Below are 17106 nucleotides of genomic sequence, written 5' to 3' on the forward strand. Positions count from 1 at the left end.
GTCCATGCTTTTCAAAACATACACCTTGATCTCCGGATAGCCCTCCACGCTTTAAAGACGTGGCAGTCCTGCATTTATTCAATGCAGACCCAGCATAAAGAAAGTTGGAGCTCTCTTTACACTTCGGCGCTGATGCCTTTTTTCTCATGATCTACGATTCCATCTCTCCTATGAGTGACTCATCATCCGCGCAACCTCTACCTCACTGAGACATAGCGTGAGGATTTCTATTCATTTTTACTACACGAAGGTTATCAAACATTCTCACATCTGTCAAAGGGAAAAACATAGAAAAAAGGCAGAGAAGTGTTTCTCTGCCCTTTACCTGCTTATTGTTGGTTGTTTTTCTTCTTTTGTACAGCTTCCTGAAGCGGGTCGCCTGCTAGCTCTTTACTTGCTTCCTCTAACAGCTGATCTACCTGCTGATGGTCTTTCTCACTTTTCGCCTTTTTATCCTTTTGGAAAAATGACATCGCTGTTTCCTCCCTTTTCATAAAATGCGATTGCCTGTTTAATTTGTGCTACAGCGCTCAGACTTATTCAAGGGAAGAGGCTCAATCATCATGAAAGGTCTGTCTCATTTTTTGCAAGTACGACAGAAAGGTTTTTAAATCTTCCTTTGTGAAGTCTGACATCATATGCTGAATCACTTTTCCGAAAAGACGTGTATGCTTTTCATAAATCGCCATCCCTTTTTCCGTGACTTCTAAACGAACAAGTGATGAATCGTCCTTGTCCCGTTCTCTCTGAATATAACCCTGCTCACATAATTTATTGAGCGCAATAGAGGCTGCACCAGGGTTTAAGGAGAGTCTTTGCTTCAGCTCTTCAGCATGTGATACTTTTCCTTGTATCAAAATAGAAAGAGCATATATCTGCGGAGGCGTGATGTCTTTCTCTAACTCAAGTAACTTGCGGTTTAATTTACGGCTGACTTCATAATGTACAAGAACAATTTCTTTTAAAATGTCTGCATTACCCATCCGAATCGCATCCTTATCGTTAGTATCAACATGACTTCCCCCTTATTATAGAATGTTTTTCCATTCAGCCAACCCTTTTGGCCTCTTTTTCTTTAGAAAATAAGCCTTGCTGAATGAATCCACCCTTGATATAGTGAGTACTTGAACTAAGATAGAACAGGAGTACGCATCATGACAGGAAAAACACACATCATGGGCGGAATTGCCGCCTCCACTGCCGTTGCCTACTATTATGGATTCGACCCAGTGATAATGGCTGCCGCTGGATCAGCAGGTGCCCTGATCCCTGACCTTTGCCATACAAAAAGTAAGATCGGCAGAAAATTCCCGCTGCTCTCGGCACTGATCAGCAGTGTGTTCGGTCATCGCACGTTTACACACAGTTTATTATTTTTGCTGATCATTTATTTTCTAGCGACAACATACATTCCAAATGACAGCCTAAGTATCGGTTTACTAGTCGGGATGGCAAGCCATCTCATCCTGGATGCAGGAACAGTGAACGGGATTAAATTTTTATTTCCAGCTTCTATTAAAGTGCGTCTTCCCTTCTATGTCAAAACAGGCAGCGCAGGAGAACAAGTCGTACTGGCTGCTCTTACCGTCGTTACCTGCTATTACATCGCTGTCATCTGCGGCATATCCATCCCATTCTAATGAATCAAAAAGAGATTTCCAAAAAACACAGGATATGAATTGATCATTCCTCATTTTTTTAGTAGGTTTAAGATAAGTGTTTTTGCCTTGCAGCTGAATACAGAATGGTGAGGAGCTACATAAATGAAAGCGTTTTTCAAAGATCACTGGTTTTTAGTGTACTCCATCCTCTTCATGTGGATGAAAACATACATCATTTATCAATTCGGATTTCACATACGAACAGCCAATCTGTTTCATGAATGGCTGCTTTTGATCAATCCACTTAGCTTTTTGCTCCCTTTGTTTGGGATTGCTCTTTTTTTAAATGAAACGAAGCAAAAGTTTTTTTTATTGACCGCAAATTTGATTTTGACGGCGATTCTCATATCGAATACGATTTTTTATGGATTTTATATTGATTTCATTACGATCCCTGTATTATTCCAAGCGAAAAACATGGGAGATATGGGCAGCAGTATGACAGAATTATTCCACCCGCTGTTCTTGCTGATGCTCATTGATTTCGTGGTGCTGGCTTGGCTGTTAAAGCGCAAACCTTTAGCGCCAAAAGCCTCCTTCAAGACGATCAAAACATATTATGCCGTGTGCTGCAGCTTTCTATTGTTTCATGTCAGTTCAGCCATGCTGGATCACCCTCGCTTTCTGACAAGCTCTTATGATCGAGAAGTGATTGTTCGAAACCTTGGGCTGTTCCAGTTCCACCTGTATGACGGCGCTGCCCAAACAGCGCGTATTGGACAAAAAGCCTTTGCAGATGAAGATACACTTTCAACCGTAGCAAACTACACAAAAGCTGATTACAGTGCACCAAACGAAGAGTATTTTGGACTTGCTAAAGGCAAGAACGTTGTGTTCATTTCACTCGAATCAACCCAGCAATTTGTCGTTGATCAAAAGGTGAATGGACAATACATCACCCCCTTTTTAAATCAACTCGCTAAAAAGAGTTTTTATTTTGATGAATTTTATCAGCAGACTGAGCAAGGGAAGACGTCGGATTCAGAGTTTATTGTCGCAAATTCCCTCTATCCATCTAGCAGCGGCGCTGTCTTTTTCACAGCTAGTGACAACGAATACGACACGTTATACAAGCAGTTGAAAAAAGAGAACTATCAATCCGTCCAATTTCATGCGAATAATAAAACGTTTTGGAATCGTGATGTGATGTATGAAGCGTTTGGGATTGACCGCTTTTATGATGTCGATTCGTATCAGGTCAATGAACAGAATTCAACTGGCTGGGGCTTAAAGGATATCGACTTCTTTGACCAATCCATTGATTATTTAAAAAAGTTGAAGGCGCCTTATTACAGCACGTTCATTACCTTGACCAATCACTTTCCATTTGAAATTGATCCAAAGGATCAATTGATCGATGAATATGATTCGTCCAGCGCCATTTTAAACCGCTATGTGACGACCGTCCGCTATCAGGATGAAGCCATTAAGAACTTTTTTGACCGTATGAAAGAAGAAGGACTGTATGACAATACAATGTTTGTTCTCATGGGAGATCACTATGGCATCTCCGAGGCACATCATCAGGCAATGGCAGAGCTGCTCAAAAAAGATGAGATTACACCGTATGATGCTGTGAAATTGCAGCGGGTTCCCTTTTTGATTTACATTCCGGGAGTCACAGATCAAGCACCGCAGACAATCTCTGAAACAGCTGGGCAAATCGACGTGAAGCCGACACTCCTGCACTTACTCGGTATTGAAACGAAGGATGCCATTCAATTTGGCAATGATTTATTTTCAAACGAACGGACGCCTTTTGCTGTTTTGAGAAACGGGAACTTTATTACAGATGATTATCTCTATACAAAGAACACCTGCTATGATCAAAAAACAAAAGAACCTGTTGAACAGGATGAGGTGTGTCAGCCTTATATCGAAAAAGCCAATAAAGAGCTTTCCTTATCAGACAAAGTGATCAATGGGAATTTGCTCCGTTTTTATCAGCAATAAAAGCCGCCTTCTGGCGGCTTTTTCTTTTCTCTTTTTACTGAAAGCCTATGAATGGTCAAATAAGTTTGCTTATAATAAAGGATACAGATGATATTGAATAATAAGAGGTGTGAACATGAAGTATACGTTCTTCGCCTTCATCGCCATCTGTTTGCTCCTGAGCGGGTGTCAAACAGAGATGAAGTCATCGGATACAACAACCAAAAAAACAGAGCTTGTCATTTCAGCTGCGGCAAGTCTTCAGGATGCACTTAAAGAAATTGAATCTGCCTTTAACGATGAGCATCCGAATGTGACATTAACAAATAATTTCGGGTCATCCGGCGCATTGAAGCAGCAAATTGCACAAGGGGCAAAGGCGGATCTCTTTTTCTCAGCAGCTGAAGCGCCCTTTGATGAGCTTGTGAAATCTGGAGACATCGATCAACATTTTATTAAGGATGCCATCCAAAATGAGCTTGTACTCATTGTGCCAAAAGATCACTCTTCCTCTATTAAAAGCTTTCAAGATGTCGAGCACATAAAAGGAAAGGTTGCTCTTGGCACCCCTGAATCCGTTCCTGCTGGTACATACGGCAAAGAGATTTTTACAAAACTGAACATCTGGGATCAAGTGAAAAAGAATACTGTGTACGGCAAGGATGTACGGCAGGTTTTAAGCTACGTAGAAACAGGAAATGTGGAAGCAGGTGTTGTGTATAAGACAGATGCCCTCGTTTCCAAAAAAGTAAAGATTGCGGCTGAAGCCAATCAGGACATGCATTCCCCGATCATTTACCCAGTAGGGATCGTAAAAGGGACAGAACATTTAGAGGAAACCAAGTCCTTTTTTCAATTTCTACAATCAAAAGCAGCCAAATCCATTTTTAAAAAGTACGGTTTTCAAGTGACATAATGCCCATGCTGACTGAAGAATTTCTATCTCCCATCTGGCTGTCCGTGCAAGTTGCCGTTGTGAGCGGGCTGCTGGCAACTGTTTTTGGTACAATGATTGGCTATTGGATGGCGCGAACATCATTTAAAGGGAAAATGATCGTAGAAACACTCTTGATGATGCCGCTTGTCCTCCCGCCAACGGTTGTAGGGTTCTTATTGCTCGTCATATTCGGAAGGCATAGCATGATCGGGGACGCGATTGAATGGATCTTTCACCAGCCGGTCATTTTCACATGGTGGGCGGCGGTAATTGCATCAACGGTTGTGGCATTCCCGCTTATGTATCAATCAGCAAAAGCTGGATTTTCTACGATTGAGTCAGATATTGAAGGGGCTGCAAAAGTAGATGGTGCTCATTCATTCCAAGTCTTTGCCTATATTACAGTACCACTTGCCCTGCCTTCCCTCTTGTCAGGCAGCGTCCTCAGCTTTGCCAGAGCCCTTGGAGAATTTGGGGCGACCTTAATGTTTGCCGGCAACATCCCAGGAAAAACGCAAACTCTCCCAACCGCTATCTATGTGGCGATTGATTCTGGACGAATGGAGCTCGCTTGGGCCTGGACGATTTGTATTGTGATCTTATCTTTTATCATGCTCTTGGCTGTGCGCCGAAGCAGTACGTAAAAAATCCTCTTTCTCATATAAGAAAGAGGATTTTATTATTTATTCAAACCCAACCGTCATTGTCTCTGGATTTGAGCCGACGCGTTCGTTATTGTTTAATGCATCGATTTTTTCCATGTCTTCTTTGGAAAGCTCGAAGTCAAAGATGTCTGCATTTTGTTTAATGCGTTCTTCATTGATTGATTTAGGAATTGTCACAACACCGCTTTGCAGATCCCAGCGCAAGATGACTTGAGCAACAGACTTGTTGTAGCGTGCAGCAATGTCTTTCAATACGTCATGATCTAATAGCTTCCCTTGCATCAGCGGAGACCATGCCTCAATTTGAATGCCTTTTTCCTTTGCATATTGACGCAGTTCAACAAGTGTCAGTTTCGGATGAAATTCAACTTGGTTCACAGCTGGAACAACCTCAGCATCTTTTAACAGCTCTTCTAAATGCTGAATGTAGAAATTGCTGACTCCAATGGCTCTGACTTTCCCGTCTTTATAAAGCTTCTCAAGTGCGCGCCATGTGTCTTTAAATGTATCTGCATTTGGTCCAGGCCAATGAATCAAATAGAGGTCTAAGTAATCAAGACCTAATCGGTTTAAGCTTGCGTCAAACGCTTCAAGCGCTTTGTCATAGCCTTGATCTGTGTTCCATACTTTAGATGTGATAAATAAGTCTTCTCGTTTCACGCCAGACTCTTTAATCGCTTTTCCTACGCCTGTCTCATTTTTATAAACAGCTGCCGTATCAATGCTGCGATATCCGTTTCGTATGGCTGCTTTTACGGCATCTACCACTTGATTGCCGTCCTCCACTTTGAATACACCTAAACCAAACCAAGGCATTTCGACTCCGTTATTCAATGTTACGGTATCATTCAAGCTTTTGACCATTTTAACAACCACCTTTTTTATAGATTCCATCTCTTTCATTATCTCATGTTGTACTTCAAAACTCTATTATCAGGCGTTTCTCTTCGCTTCGATGGCTAAGAGCAGCGCACCTGTCATGCCAGCCTTGTCCTCAAGTCCAGGGGAGACAATGTATGTATCAAGCGGCGGCAGGTCCACATAATCATTGACATAAGCAGCCAGCTTCTCACGAATTAGTGGGAATAGCTGCTTTTGCTTCATGACGCCTCCGCCCATGATGATGCGCTCTGGGCTTAAAATGAGCGAGTACTGCATAAGCGCCTGCGCTAAATAATCCGCCTCAAGTGACCAAACCGCTTCTTCCTTCGTAAGCTCTTTGGCAGGTTTCCCCCACCTTTTCTCAATCGCTGGTCCAGCTGCCAGTCCTTCTAAACAATTTCCATGTGCCGGACAGATACCTGCAAACGAATCCGATTCATCCGGTCTGATTAGGATATGTCCCATCTCAGGATGTGAATGGCCGTGTAGAAGCTCATTTTTCACAACGGCTCCCGCACCAATGCCTGTACCGACCGTGATATACAAACAGCTGCTTAGCCCTTTGGCTGCCCCTTTTGTTAATTCACCTAGTGCTGCAGCATTGACATCGGTTGTAAAAGATACTGGGACACCTAATTGCTTCTCAAGCTCAGGAATGAACGGATAATGCTTCCACTCCACTTTTGGCGTGTTCATGATATAACCGTATAAAGGATCATCCTTTTGAACACAAATGGGTCCAAAGGAGCCAACCCCTAATGCTGCAATGTCATGCTGCTCAAAAAATGGAATGAGCTTTTGTATTGTTTTCTCCGGGTGCTCTGTCGGAATCGTCATTTCCTCTAAGATGTCTCCATGCTCATTGCCGATTGCACAACAAAATTTTGTACCCCCAGCTTCAATTGCTCCATAATACGCCATCATTGATCCCCCCTGCTTGTTCTCTTTCTTCATCATAAAACATGGGGGAGAAGATGACAACATCACGTATTGGTGAGCAGAACAGCTTCCATGTCATTGATATACTCCCTTAAATGATGGGCAATATCACGATTGATCTCACCGTCTTCATATAAGGTTTGAATTTCATTTCGAATCGTCTGTACAGCTTGGAAGTTCAGCTCTTTTTTCTTCCGGTCAAATGAACGGTCTTTTTGCTGGAAGAAGCTTGGACCGTGTTCACAGCGGAAAATCACTTGATTGTAAAAACCAATGACTTGGTGGCACGTTTGTTGGTTTTCATCTGTCATATGATGTTTGATCGAATCTACTGCAGCTTCAGCGGTTTTCTTACGGATTTGTTTGTACGATTCCTCGTTTTCTAAAATGCCGCTTGAAATGTGCTGATTCGGCCGCCATAATTGCAGCCATTGAAGCAAGCGCAGAAACTTCACCTTTGAAAAGCGAATTTTGAAGGAGTTTGAATACAGCATTTCCAGCTCATGAAATCTTTCTTGCAGCTCATAGGCTTCTTCCTTGTCAATTTTCTCTTCCTCAATTAATTGTTGAAGTTTCATCTGTTCTGCTTTGATACCGTGCAGTCTGATTTTCCGCTCTTGTCTTCTCATCCCAAATTGGTATGGTTCACGCTGGATATTTCTCAGCTTCATTCGGTAATCATTGATGAGTGCAAGGGATACTTCCCTGTTGTCCTCATTCATTCCTTCTTTTAAGGTTTTAATGGCACTTCTCAGCAGCTTTCGTTTTGCATGCTGAATCTTTGTATCCAAGTCCACGTCGACTTGCTTGTCTTTTTTCTCTGATAAAAGAGGCAGTAACACACTGGCTAAAATGAGCGTACATAAAATCACACCAGCTGCGAGGAAAATAATCAAGTGCCGCTCTGGAAATGGTGATCCGTCCGCAAGCGTAAATGGAATAGAGAAGGCACCGGCCAATGTCACAGCCCCGCGGACACCAGAGAATGTCATGAGCATCGAGGCGCGAAGCTTCGGCTTTTTCACATTTTGCTTTTTCGTTGCACTCCATTTTCCTGCCCAGAACAGCCATACCCATAAGAACCGCAGCACCATGAGACATAGTGTAATAATTAAGATGTAGCCAATCACCTGCATGTTGTTAAAGGCTTCATCCTGGAAAATAACTGTGGAAACATCCGGAATCTGCAGTCCAAGTATGACGAAAACAAGGCCGTTTAAAATAAATAAAATAATATTCCAGGTGTTTGAAGAAGCAATTTGCAGCTTGGCTAAATTCGCTTCCATTCGGTCCTGCTCAATGGCATGTGTCACACCGCCAGCCACAACAGCTAAAATGCCGGATACACCGATTTCTTCCGCTGCTAAATAAATCACAAATGGTGTAAGGATTTGCAGGATGATATGCATTGTGACATCGTCCATTCCTAAACGGCGGAGGAAATAGCGAAAACGAATGATAAAAAAGGATAGAATAAATCCAGTCAATAACCCGCCTGCTGCAATCAGTACAAAACTAAAGGATGCCTGAGCAATTGAAAAAGCTCCCGTCACCGTTGCAGCAATGGCAAATTTAAAGGCGACAAGTCCTGATGCATCGTTCATCAGCCCTTCGCCTTCCAGCAGTCTCATGATGCCCTTTGGCATATTCACACGGCTGGATAAAGCACTTACTGCCACCACATCTGTCGGTGATAAAATTGCTGCAAGCGCAAATGCGGCTGGAAGCGGTATGCTTGGAATCATCCAATGAATGGTATATCCCGCTACAATGACGGTTGCAAACACTAAACCAAGCGCTAAAAGAAGAATCGGTGCTCTTAATTTCCATAGCTCGTCCCTTGGGGTACGCTTCCCGTCATTAAATAACAGCGGCGCAATAAATAGAACGAAGAAGAGTTCAGGATTTAAAGAAATATGTAAACCTGAAGGAAAAGCTGCCACCAATATTCCTAAGCCCACTTGAATTAACGGAACGGGAATAAAGGGGACAAAACGATTGATAATATTAGATGCTGCAATGAGTGCCAGTAGTACGAGCACTGCCAAAAAAATCTCCACTAGTACATGTCCCTCCTATGTATATTTTTCGTCAAGTTTTGCTTACATGCAAAGATGTGTTCATTACATCCGTCCGCTCAGAAGTGCTTCTTTAGTATTCCGCAAAAAGTGAAACCAACACATAACAATCCATCTAGGCAAAAAAAGGCTGAATCCAGATATTCAGCCTGCTGACAAAATTTTCATCATATGTATTGTTCAAATGATGAACAAAAGACCCTGCTTTTATTTTACACGAAAACTCCATCATCTGCTGATATTCAGCTCTTATTAAACACAAAAAAAGAGCGGAATCGCCCTTTTTCGTTTTACCCTTTATTTAAAAAATAAGACCTGGCGGGAAGGCGCCATTTGAATAAGTAGGAACAAACCCTGCATACGACGAGGATGACAAACAGCAAATATAAAGCAAGCTCTCCTTGCGCTAAGCCGAGTCCAACGAATAAGCCGCCAAGGGCTGCCCATACGGCGTAAATCTCTGCTTTTAGCACAAGCGGCTTTCGCCCTGCTAATAAATCACGCACAATTCCGCCGCCGCTTCCAGTCAATATGGCTGCCACAATGACTGCACTGAGCGGGAGTTCTCTTTGCACAGCAAATAATGCGCCTTGAATCGCAAACGCTGCTAAACCGATCGCATCCGAGAAATTTCCCCATGTGCTCCAGTGCTTGAGCAAAAGCTTTGGAAAAAGAAACACAATCGTAATGGATACAAGGGCAATCGTAAACATTTTGCCCTGTGACCATAAAGCAGACACCGGAAGACCAATTAATAGATTCCGAATCGCTCCACCGCCAAATGCTGTCACAATCCCTAAAATGTACACACCAAGAATATCGTACTCTTCCTCCATTGCCACAATCGCACCACTAATAGCGAATGCGACAATGCCAATGATACTTAAGACTTCCCATGCCATTTTCCGCTTATCTCCTTACCTTTATCTGATCATCTAACACTACTCCCTTAATGTATATCTGACACAGGTGAAAAGCAATACAAATTTTCTTTAAATTTTATCTTTTTGCAAAAATAAAAAATAGCCCGCTTATAAGCAGGCTATCTCTTTCAATCTTCTTTTGCATTTAACAGCAGCATACTAATGATGATGAGAATAAATGCAATAAGGGCTAGCAGTGGAATGGTGATAAAACCAAACCAGTTCAAATAATCAACAGAACAAGGAATACCGCTCAGGCAAGGGCGGATCGATGCAAAGCCAGGTATCTTTTGTTCCATATAATGATAGATAGAAAAACAAGCGCCAATCACAGCCAGAGGCAGAACGTAATATTTCACTTTCACATCGCCTCTGAATGTCGCAATTCCAAGTAAAAGCACGAGCGGGTACATGAAAATGCGCTGAAACCAGCACATATCACATGGGATAAACTTCTTTACTTCACTTAAATACAGGCTGCTCATCGTCGCAACGATAGAAACGATCCAAGCACTGTATAAGTAAACAAGTTTATTCTTCATGATTTTTTCCCTTTGAGCTCTTGATCAATTAATTCTTTGATTTCATCATAGTCATAAAAGTTTTCGACTTGTTTATTGTTAATGAAAAGAGTTGGTGTTGCATTCACTTTATATTGGTTCACAAGCTGATCGTCTGTGTTCAGCTGCGGCTGATATGTTTTCTTTGATAGATGATCTTTAAGCTTGTCCGTGTCTATTTTTGTTGTCTTTTTCGCTAGCTCTGTCAGCTTAGCAGGCGTGACCCATTCTGCTTCACTATCTGGCTGTGCTTGATAGACAGCTTCATGAAATGCCCAAAAGTTTTTCGGATCTTCTTTCCACACTTCTTCAGAAGCTAGTGCTGCCAGCACTGCGCCATCTCCATGAACAGGAAGTGGCAAGTTAATAAACGAAAATGATACATCGCCTTTATCTATGTAGTCCGCTTTCAGCTTTGGGAAAATGTCTGTTTCAAATGATTTACATGATGGACATTTATAATCCCCAAACTCGACAATTTGTACGGCTGCGTTTTTATCTCCCATGACAGGCTGTCCTTTAATAGAAGGCTTACTGTCAACCGTTTGTGCTTCTTTGCTGTTGTTGTTTCCAATGACGACGAATAATCCGATGAGAAGAGCTGCGATAATGGTTAAAATGACAGCAAATTTAATGGATGATGATTGATTATTTTTTTTACTCACATAAGCACCTACCTTATCTTTTTCATTCCTTCAAAAGAAAAAGGATAATAGCTTAGAATAATGCCATTATCCAACTTCTTCTATTTTAACAAGAGGGGATTCATTATGAAAGATGGTATTCATGAATTTTTCCTAACAATTTTATTTCATTACCCTCATGGCATTTAAAACAGCGAGTACAGTCACACCGACATCCGAGAAGACGGCTTCCCACATGGTCGCAATACCAAATGCTCCGAGTAATAGGAAAACCCCTTTAACTCCAAGAGCAAATGCAATGTTCTGCCATACAATTCTTCTTGTTCGTTTAGCGACAGCGATGGCTTCTGCTACTTTTGACGGCTGGTCTGTCATAATGACGATATCAGCCGCTTCTACCGCTGCATCTGAACCAAGTCCGCCCATCGCAATTCCTATGTCTGCTCTTGCTAATACCGGTGTATCATTAATGCCGTCCCCAACAAATAATAATTTTTCTTGAGGCGCTTTTTTCTGATCAATTTCTTCTAATTTCATTACTTTATCCTGCGGTAATAATTCGGCATGTACTTCATCAATGCCAATTTGCTGGGCGACCGCTGTTCCAACTTGCTTGGCATCACCAGTCAGCATGACTGTTTGAATGCCAGATGCTTTTAGAGCTGAGACCGCTTCAATTGCATCATCCTTTAATTCATCTGCAATCAAGATCGATCCGGCAAACTCACCGTTAATGGCCATGTACACAACTGTTCCGCTTCGTTTTTCTTTTTCATACGAAATGCCTTCTCGTTCCATCAAGCGATGATTACCCGCTAACACTTGTGAACCACTGATGGTCGCTTTAATTCCATGTCCCGCAATATCCTCATAGGCTTCGATCTGGCTTTCATCAAGCGGCGAACCATATGCCGCTTTAATCGATTCAGCAATCGGATGTGATGAGTGAGCTTCTGCTAAAGCTGCAAAAGAAAGCAGCTCCTCTTCTGACCACTTGTCGTTCGTTGTCACGATATTGGTCACCGTAAAGTTCCCTTTTGTGAGTGTGCCCGTCTTATCAAATACAGCATAACTCACAGAGTTTAGTGCTTCTAAATAGTTACTGCCCTTTACTAAGATGCCTCGTTTAGAAGCTGCCCCAATTCCCCCGAAGAACCCTAATGGGATGGACACGACAAGCGCACAAGGACAAGAAATCACTAGGAAAACGAGTGCCCGGTAAACCCAGTCAGACAATTGTGCTGATGGAATGAGAAGCGGCGGCACAAAGGCAAGCAGCAATGCTAATACAACGACAGCCGGTGTATAGTATTTTGCAAACTTTGTGATAAAGTTTTCTGTCTGTGCTTTTCGGCTGCTCGCATTTTCAACCAAATCTAAAATTTTCGTCACGGCCGATTCACTTAGCCCTTTTTGCACTTCAATTTCAAGAATACCGTTTTGATTCACAAATCCTGCAAGAACTTCTTTCCCTGCTTCTACATCCCGCGGCACAGACTCACCTGTTAATGCAGAGGTATCCACAAGTGAAAATCCTTCAATGACAAGACCATCAAGTGGAACTTTTTCGCCCGGTTTTACGACGATACGGTCACCGACTTTTACTTCTTCCGGCTTCACTTTTTTTGTTTCATTTCCTACTTTGAGATTTGCATATTCAGGGCGAATATTCATTAATTCACTAATGGATCGTCTTGAACGATTCACTGCTGCCCCTTGGAATAGCTCTCCAATTTGGTAAAACAGCATCACTGCCAGTGCCTCTGGATATTGCTGAATCACAAAAGCGCCAGCTGTTGCAGTGGTCATTAAGAAGTTCTCATCAAATAATTGACCGCGCACGATATTTTTCAGCGCTTTAAAAACCACATCACCGCCGACTAGTAAATACGCTGCGAAAAACATGATAAATTTCAGTAAGCCATCTTCTGGTATAAAATAAGCTGCTGTTCCAATAACTGCACCGCCAATTAATTTCAGCACAATCGCTTTTAAATTCTTTGTCCCATGATCATGATCGTGGTGATGTCCCTCTTCTTTTGGTGATACACTCACATGAGGTTCGATGGACTGAACCGTTTTTTCAATACGCTTTGACATCGTTTCTTGCTTATCTGCATGTGTGACAGTCAATGTCCCTGTCGCAAAATTAACGGAACAGGCTTCAACGCCATCCATTTTGCTGACACCTGTTTCAATTTTACGTGCACAGTTTCCACAATCAAGACCGCTTAATACGTATTCATCCTTCATTTTTTTCATGTTCTCACCTTTTTTCTATATGATAAGTAACGTTCCCTGGATCGATGAAACCTATTAAAAATCAAAAACTTTATATATGAGCATATATTCATATATTAGATTACCTTTATTATATGAGGAGTTCTTGTCTTCTGTCAATCATTTCTGAAGAAATCATTGGTTTTTTGTGTCCAATTCTGTCACACGGATTTTCAATAAACCAAGCTCATGTCCCCCGCTCCCCGCATAACATAAAAACGATCATTTGCAGTTTTTCTCTTTACAAAAGAAGGACATAAGCTTAGAATAAAATAAAAGTTTCCCTAAGGAAACAAATTAGCGTTAGTGAATCATTTCATCCTTTAGTCAAAATTATTTAATGTATGCATATATCTTTAGGAAGTGCAATGATGATTGAAAGGGGCCGCAAGAGATGTCAAATGCTTTAACAATCGACCGTCTTCATGTCTCATATCACGGACAGGATGCATTAGAGAATGTCTCTCTTTCCATACAGGAAGGGACAATGACAGGAATCATCGGTCCAAATGGTGCTGGTAAATCGACGTTACTCAAGGCATGTTTGGATCTCATTGAAAAAGACCAAGGGGATATTCGTTTTTTTGAGCAGCCCTTTAAACAAGTCAGAAAACAAATCGCCTATGTACCGCAGAGAAATGATTTAGATTGGACGTTTCCGATTCATGTACTGGATACCGTACTACTTGGAACATATCCGAAGCTCGGACTAATCAAACGTCCAAAAAAAGAAGACCGGGCATATGCGTATCACTGTTTAGAAAAAGTCGGGATGCAGGTCTTTGCCAAAAGACAAATCGGTGAGTTATCCGGCGGACAGCAGCAGCGTGTCTTCCTTGCAAGGGCACTTGCTCAAAACGCACAGCTTTTCTGTTTGGATGAACCATTTGTCGGGATTGATATGGCAAGTGAAGAAACGATGGTTCGCATTTTGAAGGAATTACGAGATGAAGGGAAAACCATTTTGGTTGTCCATCATGATTTGAGTAAGGCAGATGATTATTTCAGCCATCTTGTTCTGTTAAATAAAAAACTCATCAAAGCAGGGCCTGTACACGACATCCTTCGCCCAGAAATCATGCTGGAAGCATATGAAACACAGCTGCCATTCTTAAAATCAGCAGGAGGAGACGTGTAATGGAATTTTTAACCGGACTCTTTGAATATGCTTTTTTACAAAAAGCGCTATTTACATCCGTCATGGTAGGCATCATTTGCGGCGTTATCGGCTGCTTTATCATTTTACGCGGCATGGCCCTGATGGGAGACGCCATTTCACACGCCGTACTGCCAGGTGTCGCCATCTCTTATATGCTGGGAATTAACTTTTTCTTCGGGGCCGTTTTAACTGGGGTGTTAACAGCGATTGGGATCGGTTATGTGAGTCAAAACAGCCGCATAAAAAATGATTCTGCCATCGGCATTGTCTTCACAGCCTTTTTCTCAATCGGAATTATTTTGATCACATTTTTGAAAAGTTCAAGTGATCTATATCATATTCTATTTGGAAACGTTCTAGCTGTTCGATCATCTGATATGTGGATTACACTGGGAATCGGTATTTTTATTTTGCTAGCCGTCATTGTTTTCTACAAGGAACTGCTCATTAGTTCATTTGATCCGGTGATTTCTTCGGTTTACGGTTTGCCGAATCGTATGATTCATTATTTTCTCATGACCTTATTGACCCTTGTGACCGTTGCATCACTGCAAACCGTTGGGATTATTCTTGTTGTTGCCATGTTGATTACGCCGGCAGCCACCGCTTATCTCTTAACGGACCGGCTATGGATCATGATTTATTTATCTGCTTTTTTCGGTGCTGTTTCTGCTGTCGTAGGTCTAGGGCTTAGTTTTACGTATAACTTGTCATCAGGCGCTTCCATCGTGCTGGTCGCGACTATTTTATTCGGCAGTGCCTTTATCTTTTCACCAAAGCAAGGCATTCTATGGAGATCATTAAAATCTAAACGAAAACGAACGCACTTAAAAAAGGAAGCGTCTATGTAAAAGGAGGACATATATGAAGAAGGTATTTGCTATCCGTTTGACCGCAGTATTCATTGCCCTTATGATCATCGCAGGCTGTTCGACCCAGCAAAGTAATTCCGGTAAAGATGACGGCACATTAAAAGTTGTCACGACCTACTCCATTCTTTATGACATTGTGAAGGAAGTAGGCGGGCAGCATGTCTCTATTCACAGCATTGTTCCCATTGGTACAGATCCACACGAATTTGACCCGCTGCCAAAGGATGTTCAGTATACGACGGATGCAGACCTTGTTCTATATAATGGCTTGAACCTTGAAACAGGAAACGGCTGGTTTCAAAAGCTGCTTGAATCGAGCAGCAAGGACGGGGATGATGCACCTGTAGCCGAGCTGAGTAAAGGCGTCAAAGTGAAGCATTTGTCATCAAAAGGCCTTGAAAGCCAGCAGGATCCGCACGCATGGCTGAATGTCGAGAACGGGATCATTTATGCCCAAAATGCCCGAGATGCGCTCATTCAAGCAGACCCTGAACATAAAGAGGATTACGAAAAAAATGCAGAAGCCTATATCAAAAAGCTTCAAGCGCTTCACGATGAAGCAAAAGACAAGTTTGATCAGCTGCCAAAAGATAAAAAGCTCCTTGTCACAAGTGAAGGGGCATTCAAATATTTTGCAGAGGCGTATGGATTGAAAGCCGGCTATATTTGGGAGATCAACACAGAAAGTGAAGGAACACCAGGACAAATGAAGCGCATTATTCATTTTGTCAAAGATCATCAAGTTCCTGCGCTCTTTCTTGAAACAAGTGTTGATAAACGCAGCCTTGAAAGCCTCTCTGAGGAAACCGGGGTTCCGATCAAAGGAAAAGTCTTCACTGACTCCATTGGAAAAGAAGGTGAAGATGGAGACAGCTACTATAAGATGATGAAATGGAATATCGACACCATTTACAAAGGGCTGTCATCATAAGAAAAGACAGGTGGAGTGAATCCGCCTGTCTTTTTTGTCAGCCTGTTATATTTTCTGGATGTTTTTTCGGCCAAATGACGTAGCTGATGCTAATGATGAAATCAATAGTTAAGATCATCCCCCATGTATTGACAAGCTGCATCAGCGCTTCCGTCCGCTCTGGTGCTTGGATGAGATAGGTTAATCCATATAACAGCCCCGCTCCAATAACATAAGAAATGAAATGCCGCGCCCAGCCGACCATTTCATACACAGACCGCTCTTTCCCGTACTTTGGTTTTCCCTTTGGCTTAGGGCCTCCTGCAAATCGATAGGCAAACCTAGCATCTGCCCATTTCACCATTTGATGTCCGAAGGCAAGGCTCACACCAATATAAACAGCCGCAAGCCCGTGGATGACACTCGCCACAGCCCCTTGCCTTAAATCTATATAAGTTGCAGCAAGAAGGATTAAATCCAAAATCGGCGTACAGACAAGAAAAAAAGCACCCCACTTTTTCTGTTTAAACACATAACGCAGCGTTAAGCCCATTAGAATAAACAGCCAAAAACCAATTTCACATGCCACAATCAATAAACCGACCAATTTCTCCACATCCTTTTTAATACGATTGTATTAAATAAAAAATAACACAGATGTGTT

The 17106-nt window shown here is 42.1% G+C and carries 17 protein-coding genes and 1 riboswitch; of the genes, 7 read left to right on the forward strand and 10 right to left on the reverse strand.

All coding sequences use genetic code 11. The features are described 5' to 3' along the window. Positions 1–29: 29 nt before the first annotated feature. A riboswitch (Lysine riboswitch) is annotated at positions 30–208 on the reverse strand. Between the two features lie 121 nt (positions 209–329). Next, positions 330–473 carry a small acid-soluble spore protein SspJ gene (gene sspJ, locus NSQ25_RS15360; protein WP_034280900.1) on the reverse strand — a complete coding sequence of 48 codons (144 nt, stop codon included), beginning with the start codon at positions 471–473 and terminating at the stop codon, positions 330–332. Positions 474–554: 81 nt separating this feature from the next. Further along, positions 555–983, reverse strand: coding sequence for a MarR family transcriptional regulator (locus NSQ25_RS15365; RefSeq protein ID WP_034280901.1), 429 nt, complete (start codon positions 981–983; stop codon positions 555–557). A 171-nt stretch (positions 984–1154) separates the two neighbouring features. On the opposite strand from NSQ25_RS15365, the gene NSQ25_RS15370 reads away from it, so the two are divergent. From NSQ25_RS15370 to modB, 4 genes are all read left to right on the forward strand, one after another. Then, positions 1155–1640 (forward strand): metal-dependent hydrolase, encoded by a 486-nt coding sequence (locus NSQ25_RS15370; protein ID WP_034280902.1) that lies wholly within the window; start codon positions 1155–1157, stop codon positions 1638–1640. Positions 1641–1763: 123 nt separating this feature from the next. Next, a complete protein-coding gene (locus NSQ25_RS15375; RefSeq protein WP_061110085.1) occupies positions 1764–3614 on the forward strand; it encodes an LTA synthase family protein in 1851 nt (616 codons plus the stop codon). A 115-nt stretch (positions 3615–3729) separates the two neighbouring features. Then, positions 3730–4509: a molybdate ABC transporter substrate-binding protein gene (modA, locus tag NSQ25_RS15380; RefSeq protein ID WP_326135800.1), complete on the forward strand. Its 780-nt coding sequence runs from the start codon at positions 3730–3732 to the stop codon at positions 4507–4509. Continuing rightward, positions 4509–5174 (forward strand): molybdate ABC transporter permease subunit, encoded by a 666-nt coding sequence (modB, locus tag NSQ25_RS15385; RefSeq protein WP_326135801.1) that lies wholly within the window; start codon positions 4509–4511, stop codon positions 5172–5174. Before modA ends, modB begins: the two co-directional genes overlap by 1 nt. A gap of 39 nt (positions 5175–5213) precedes the next feature. Here the strand turns inward: modB and NSQ25_RS15390 are convergent, their stop codons facing one another. From NSQ25_RS15390 to NSQ25_RS15420, 7 genes are all read right to left on the reverse strand, one after another. Further along, positions 5214–6059 carry an aldo/keto reductase gene (locus NSQ25_RS15390; protein WP_039181397.1) on the reverse strand — a complete coding sequence of 282 codons (846 nt, stop codon included), beginning with the start codon at positions 6057–6059 and terminating at the stop codon, positions 5214–5216. Positions 6060–6128: 69 nt separating this feature from the next. After that, on the reverse strand, positions 6129–6998 hold the full coding sequence (locus tag NSQ25_RS15395) for an ROK family protein (protein ID WP_326135802.1): 870 nt from the start codon (positions 6996–6998) through the stop codon (positions 6129–6131). 62 nt (positions 6999–7060) lie between these two features. Further along, positions 7061–9076 (reverse strand): Na+/H+ antiporter, encoded by a 2016-nt coding sequence (locus NSQ25_RS15400; protein ID WP_041115673.1) that lies wholly within the window; start codon positions 9074–9076, stop codon positions 7061–7063. 308 nt (positions 9077–9384) lie between these two features. Further along, on the reverse strand, positions 9385–9996 hold the full coding sequence (locus NSQ25_RS15405) for a trimeric intracellular cation channel family protein (protein ID WP_024423463.1): 612 nt from the start codon (positions 9994–9996) through the stop codon (positions 9385–9387). 149 nt (positions 9997–10145) lie between these two features. Beyond that, complete coding sequence (locus NSQ25_RS15410) at positions 10146–10559, reverse strand: disulfide oxidoreductase (RefSeq protein ID WP_024423464.1); 414 nt, start codon at positions 10557–10559, stop codon at positions 10146–10148. Beyond that, entirely contained in the window at positions 10556–11242 is a 687-nt protein-coding gene (locus NSQ25_RS15415; protein WP_034280910.1) for a DsbA family protein, read from the reverse strand. The genes NSQ25_RS15410 and NSQ25_RS15415 overlap by 4 nt, the downstream gene beginning before the upstream one ends. A 141-nt stretch (positions 11243–11383) precedes the next feature. Next, the gene (locus NSQ25_RS15420; RefSeq protein ID WP_326135804.1) at positions 11384–13483 is read right to left on the reverse strand and encodes a heavy metal translocating P-type ATPase; all 2100 of its coding nucleotides are present in this window, start codon (positions 13481–13483) and stop codon (positions 11384–11386) included. Positions 13484–13895: 412 nt separating this feature from the next. Here NSQ25_RS15420 and NSQ25_RS15425 point away from each other — a divergent pair, with 412 nt between their 5' ends. Genes NSQ25_RS15425 through NSQ25_RS15435 form a run of 3 tightly spaced genes read left to right on the forward strand, consistent with a single transcriptional unit; the run spans position 13896 to position 16463 of the window. Continuing rightward, a complete protein-coding gene (locus tag NSQ25_RS15425) occupies positions 13896–14639 on the forward strand; it encodes a metal ABC transporter ATP-binding protein (RefSeq protein WP_326135806.1) in 744 nt (247 codons plus the stop codon). Then, positions 14639–15511, forward strand: coding sequence for a metal ABC transporter permease (locus tag NSQ25_RS15430; RefSeq protein ID WP_024423468.1), 873 nt, complete (start codon positions 14639–14641; stop codon positions 15509–15511). Before NSQ25_RS15425 ends, NSQ25_RS15430 begins: the two co-directional genes overlap by 1 nt. A 13-nt stretch (positions 15512–15524) precedes the next feature. Further along, positions 15525–16463 carry a metal ABC transporter substrate-binding protein gene (locus NSQ25_RS15435; protein WP_326135808.1) on the forward strand — a complete coding sequence of 313 codons (939 nt, stop codon included), beginning with the start codon at positions 15525–15527 and terminating at the stop codon, positions 16461–16463. A 37-nt stretch (positions 16464–16500) separates the two neighbouring features. Here NSQ25_RS15435 and NSQ25_RS15440 read toward each other — a convergent pair whose 3' ends face one another. Next, entirely contained in the window at positions 16501–17049 is a 549-nt protein-coding gene (locus NSQ25_RS15440; protein WP_081124838.1) for a hypothetical protein, read from the reverse strand. Positions 17050–17106 lie beyond the last annotated feature (57 nt).

Source organism: Bacillus sp. FSL R5-0512 (assembly GCF_038593295.1).
GTDB lineage: Bacteria > Bacillota > Bacilli > Bacillales > Bacillaceae > Bacillus > Bacillus safensis.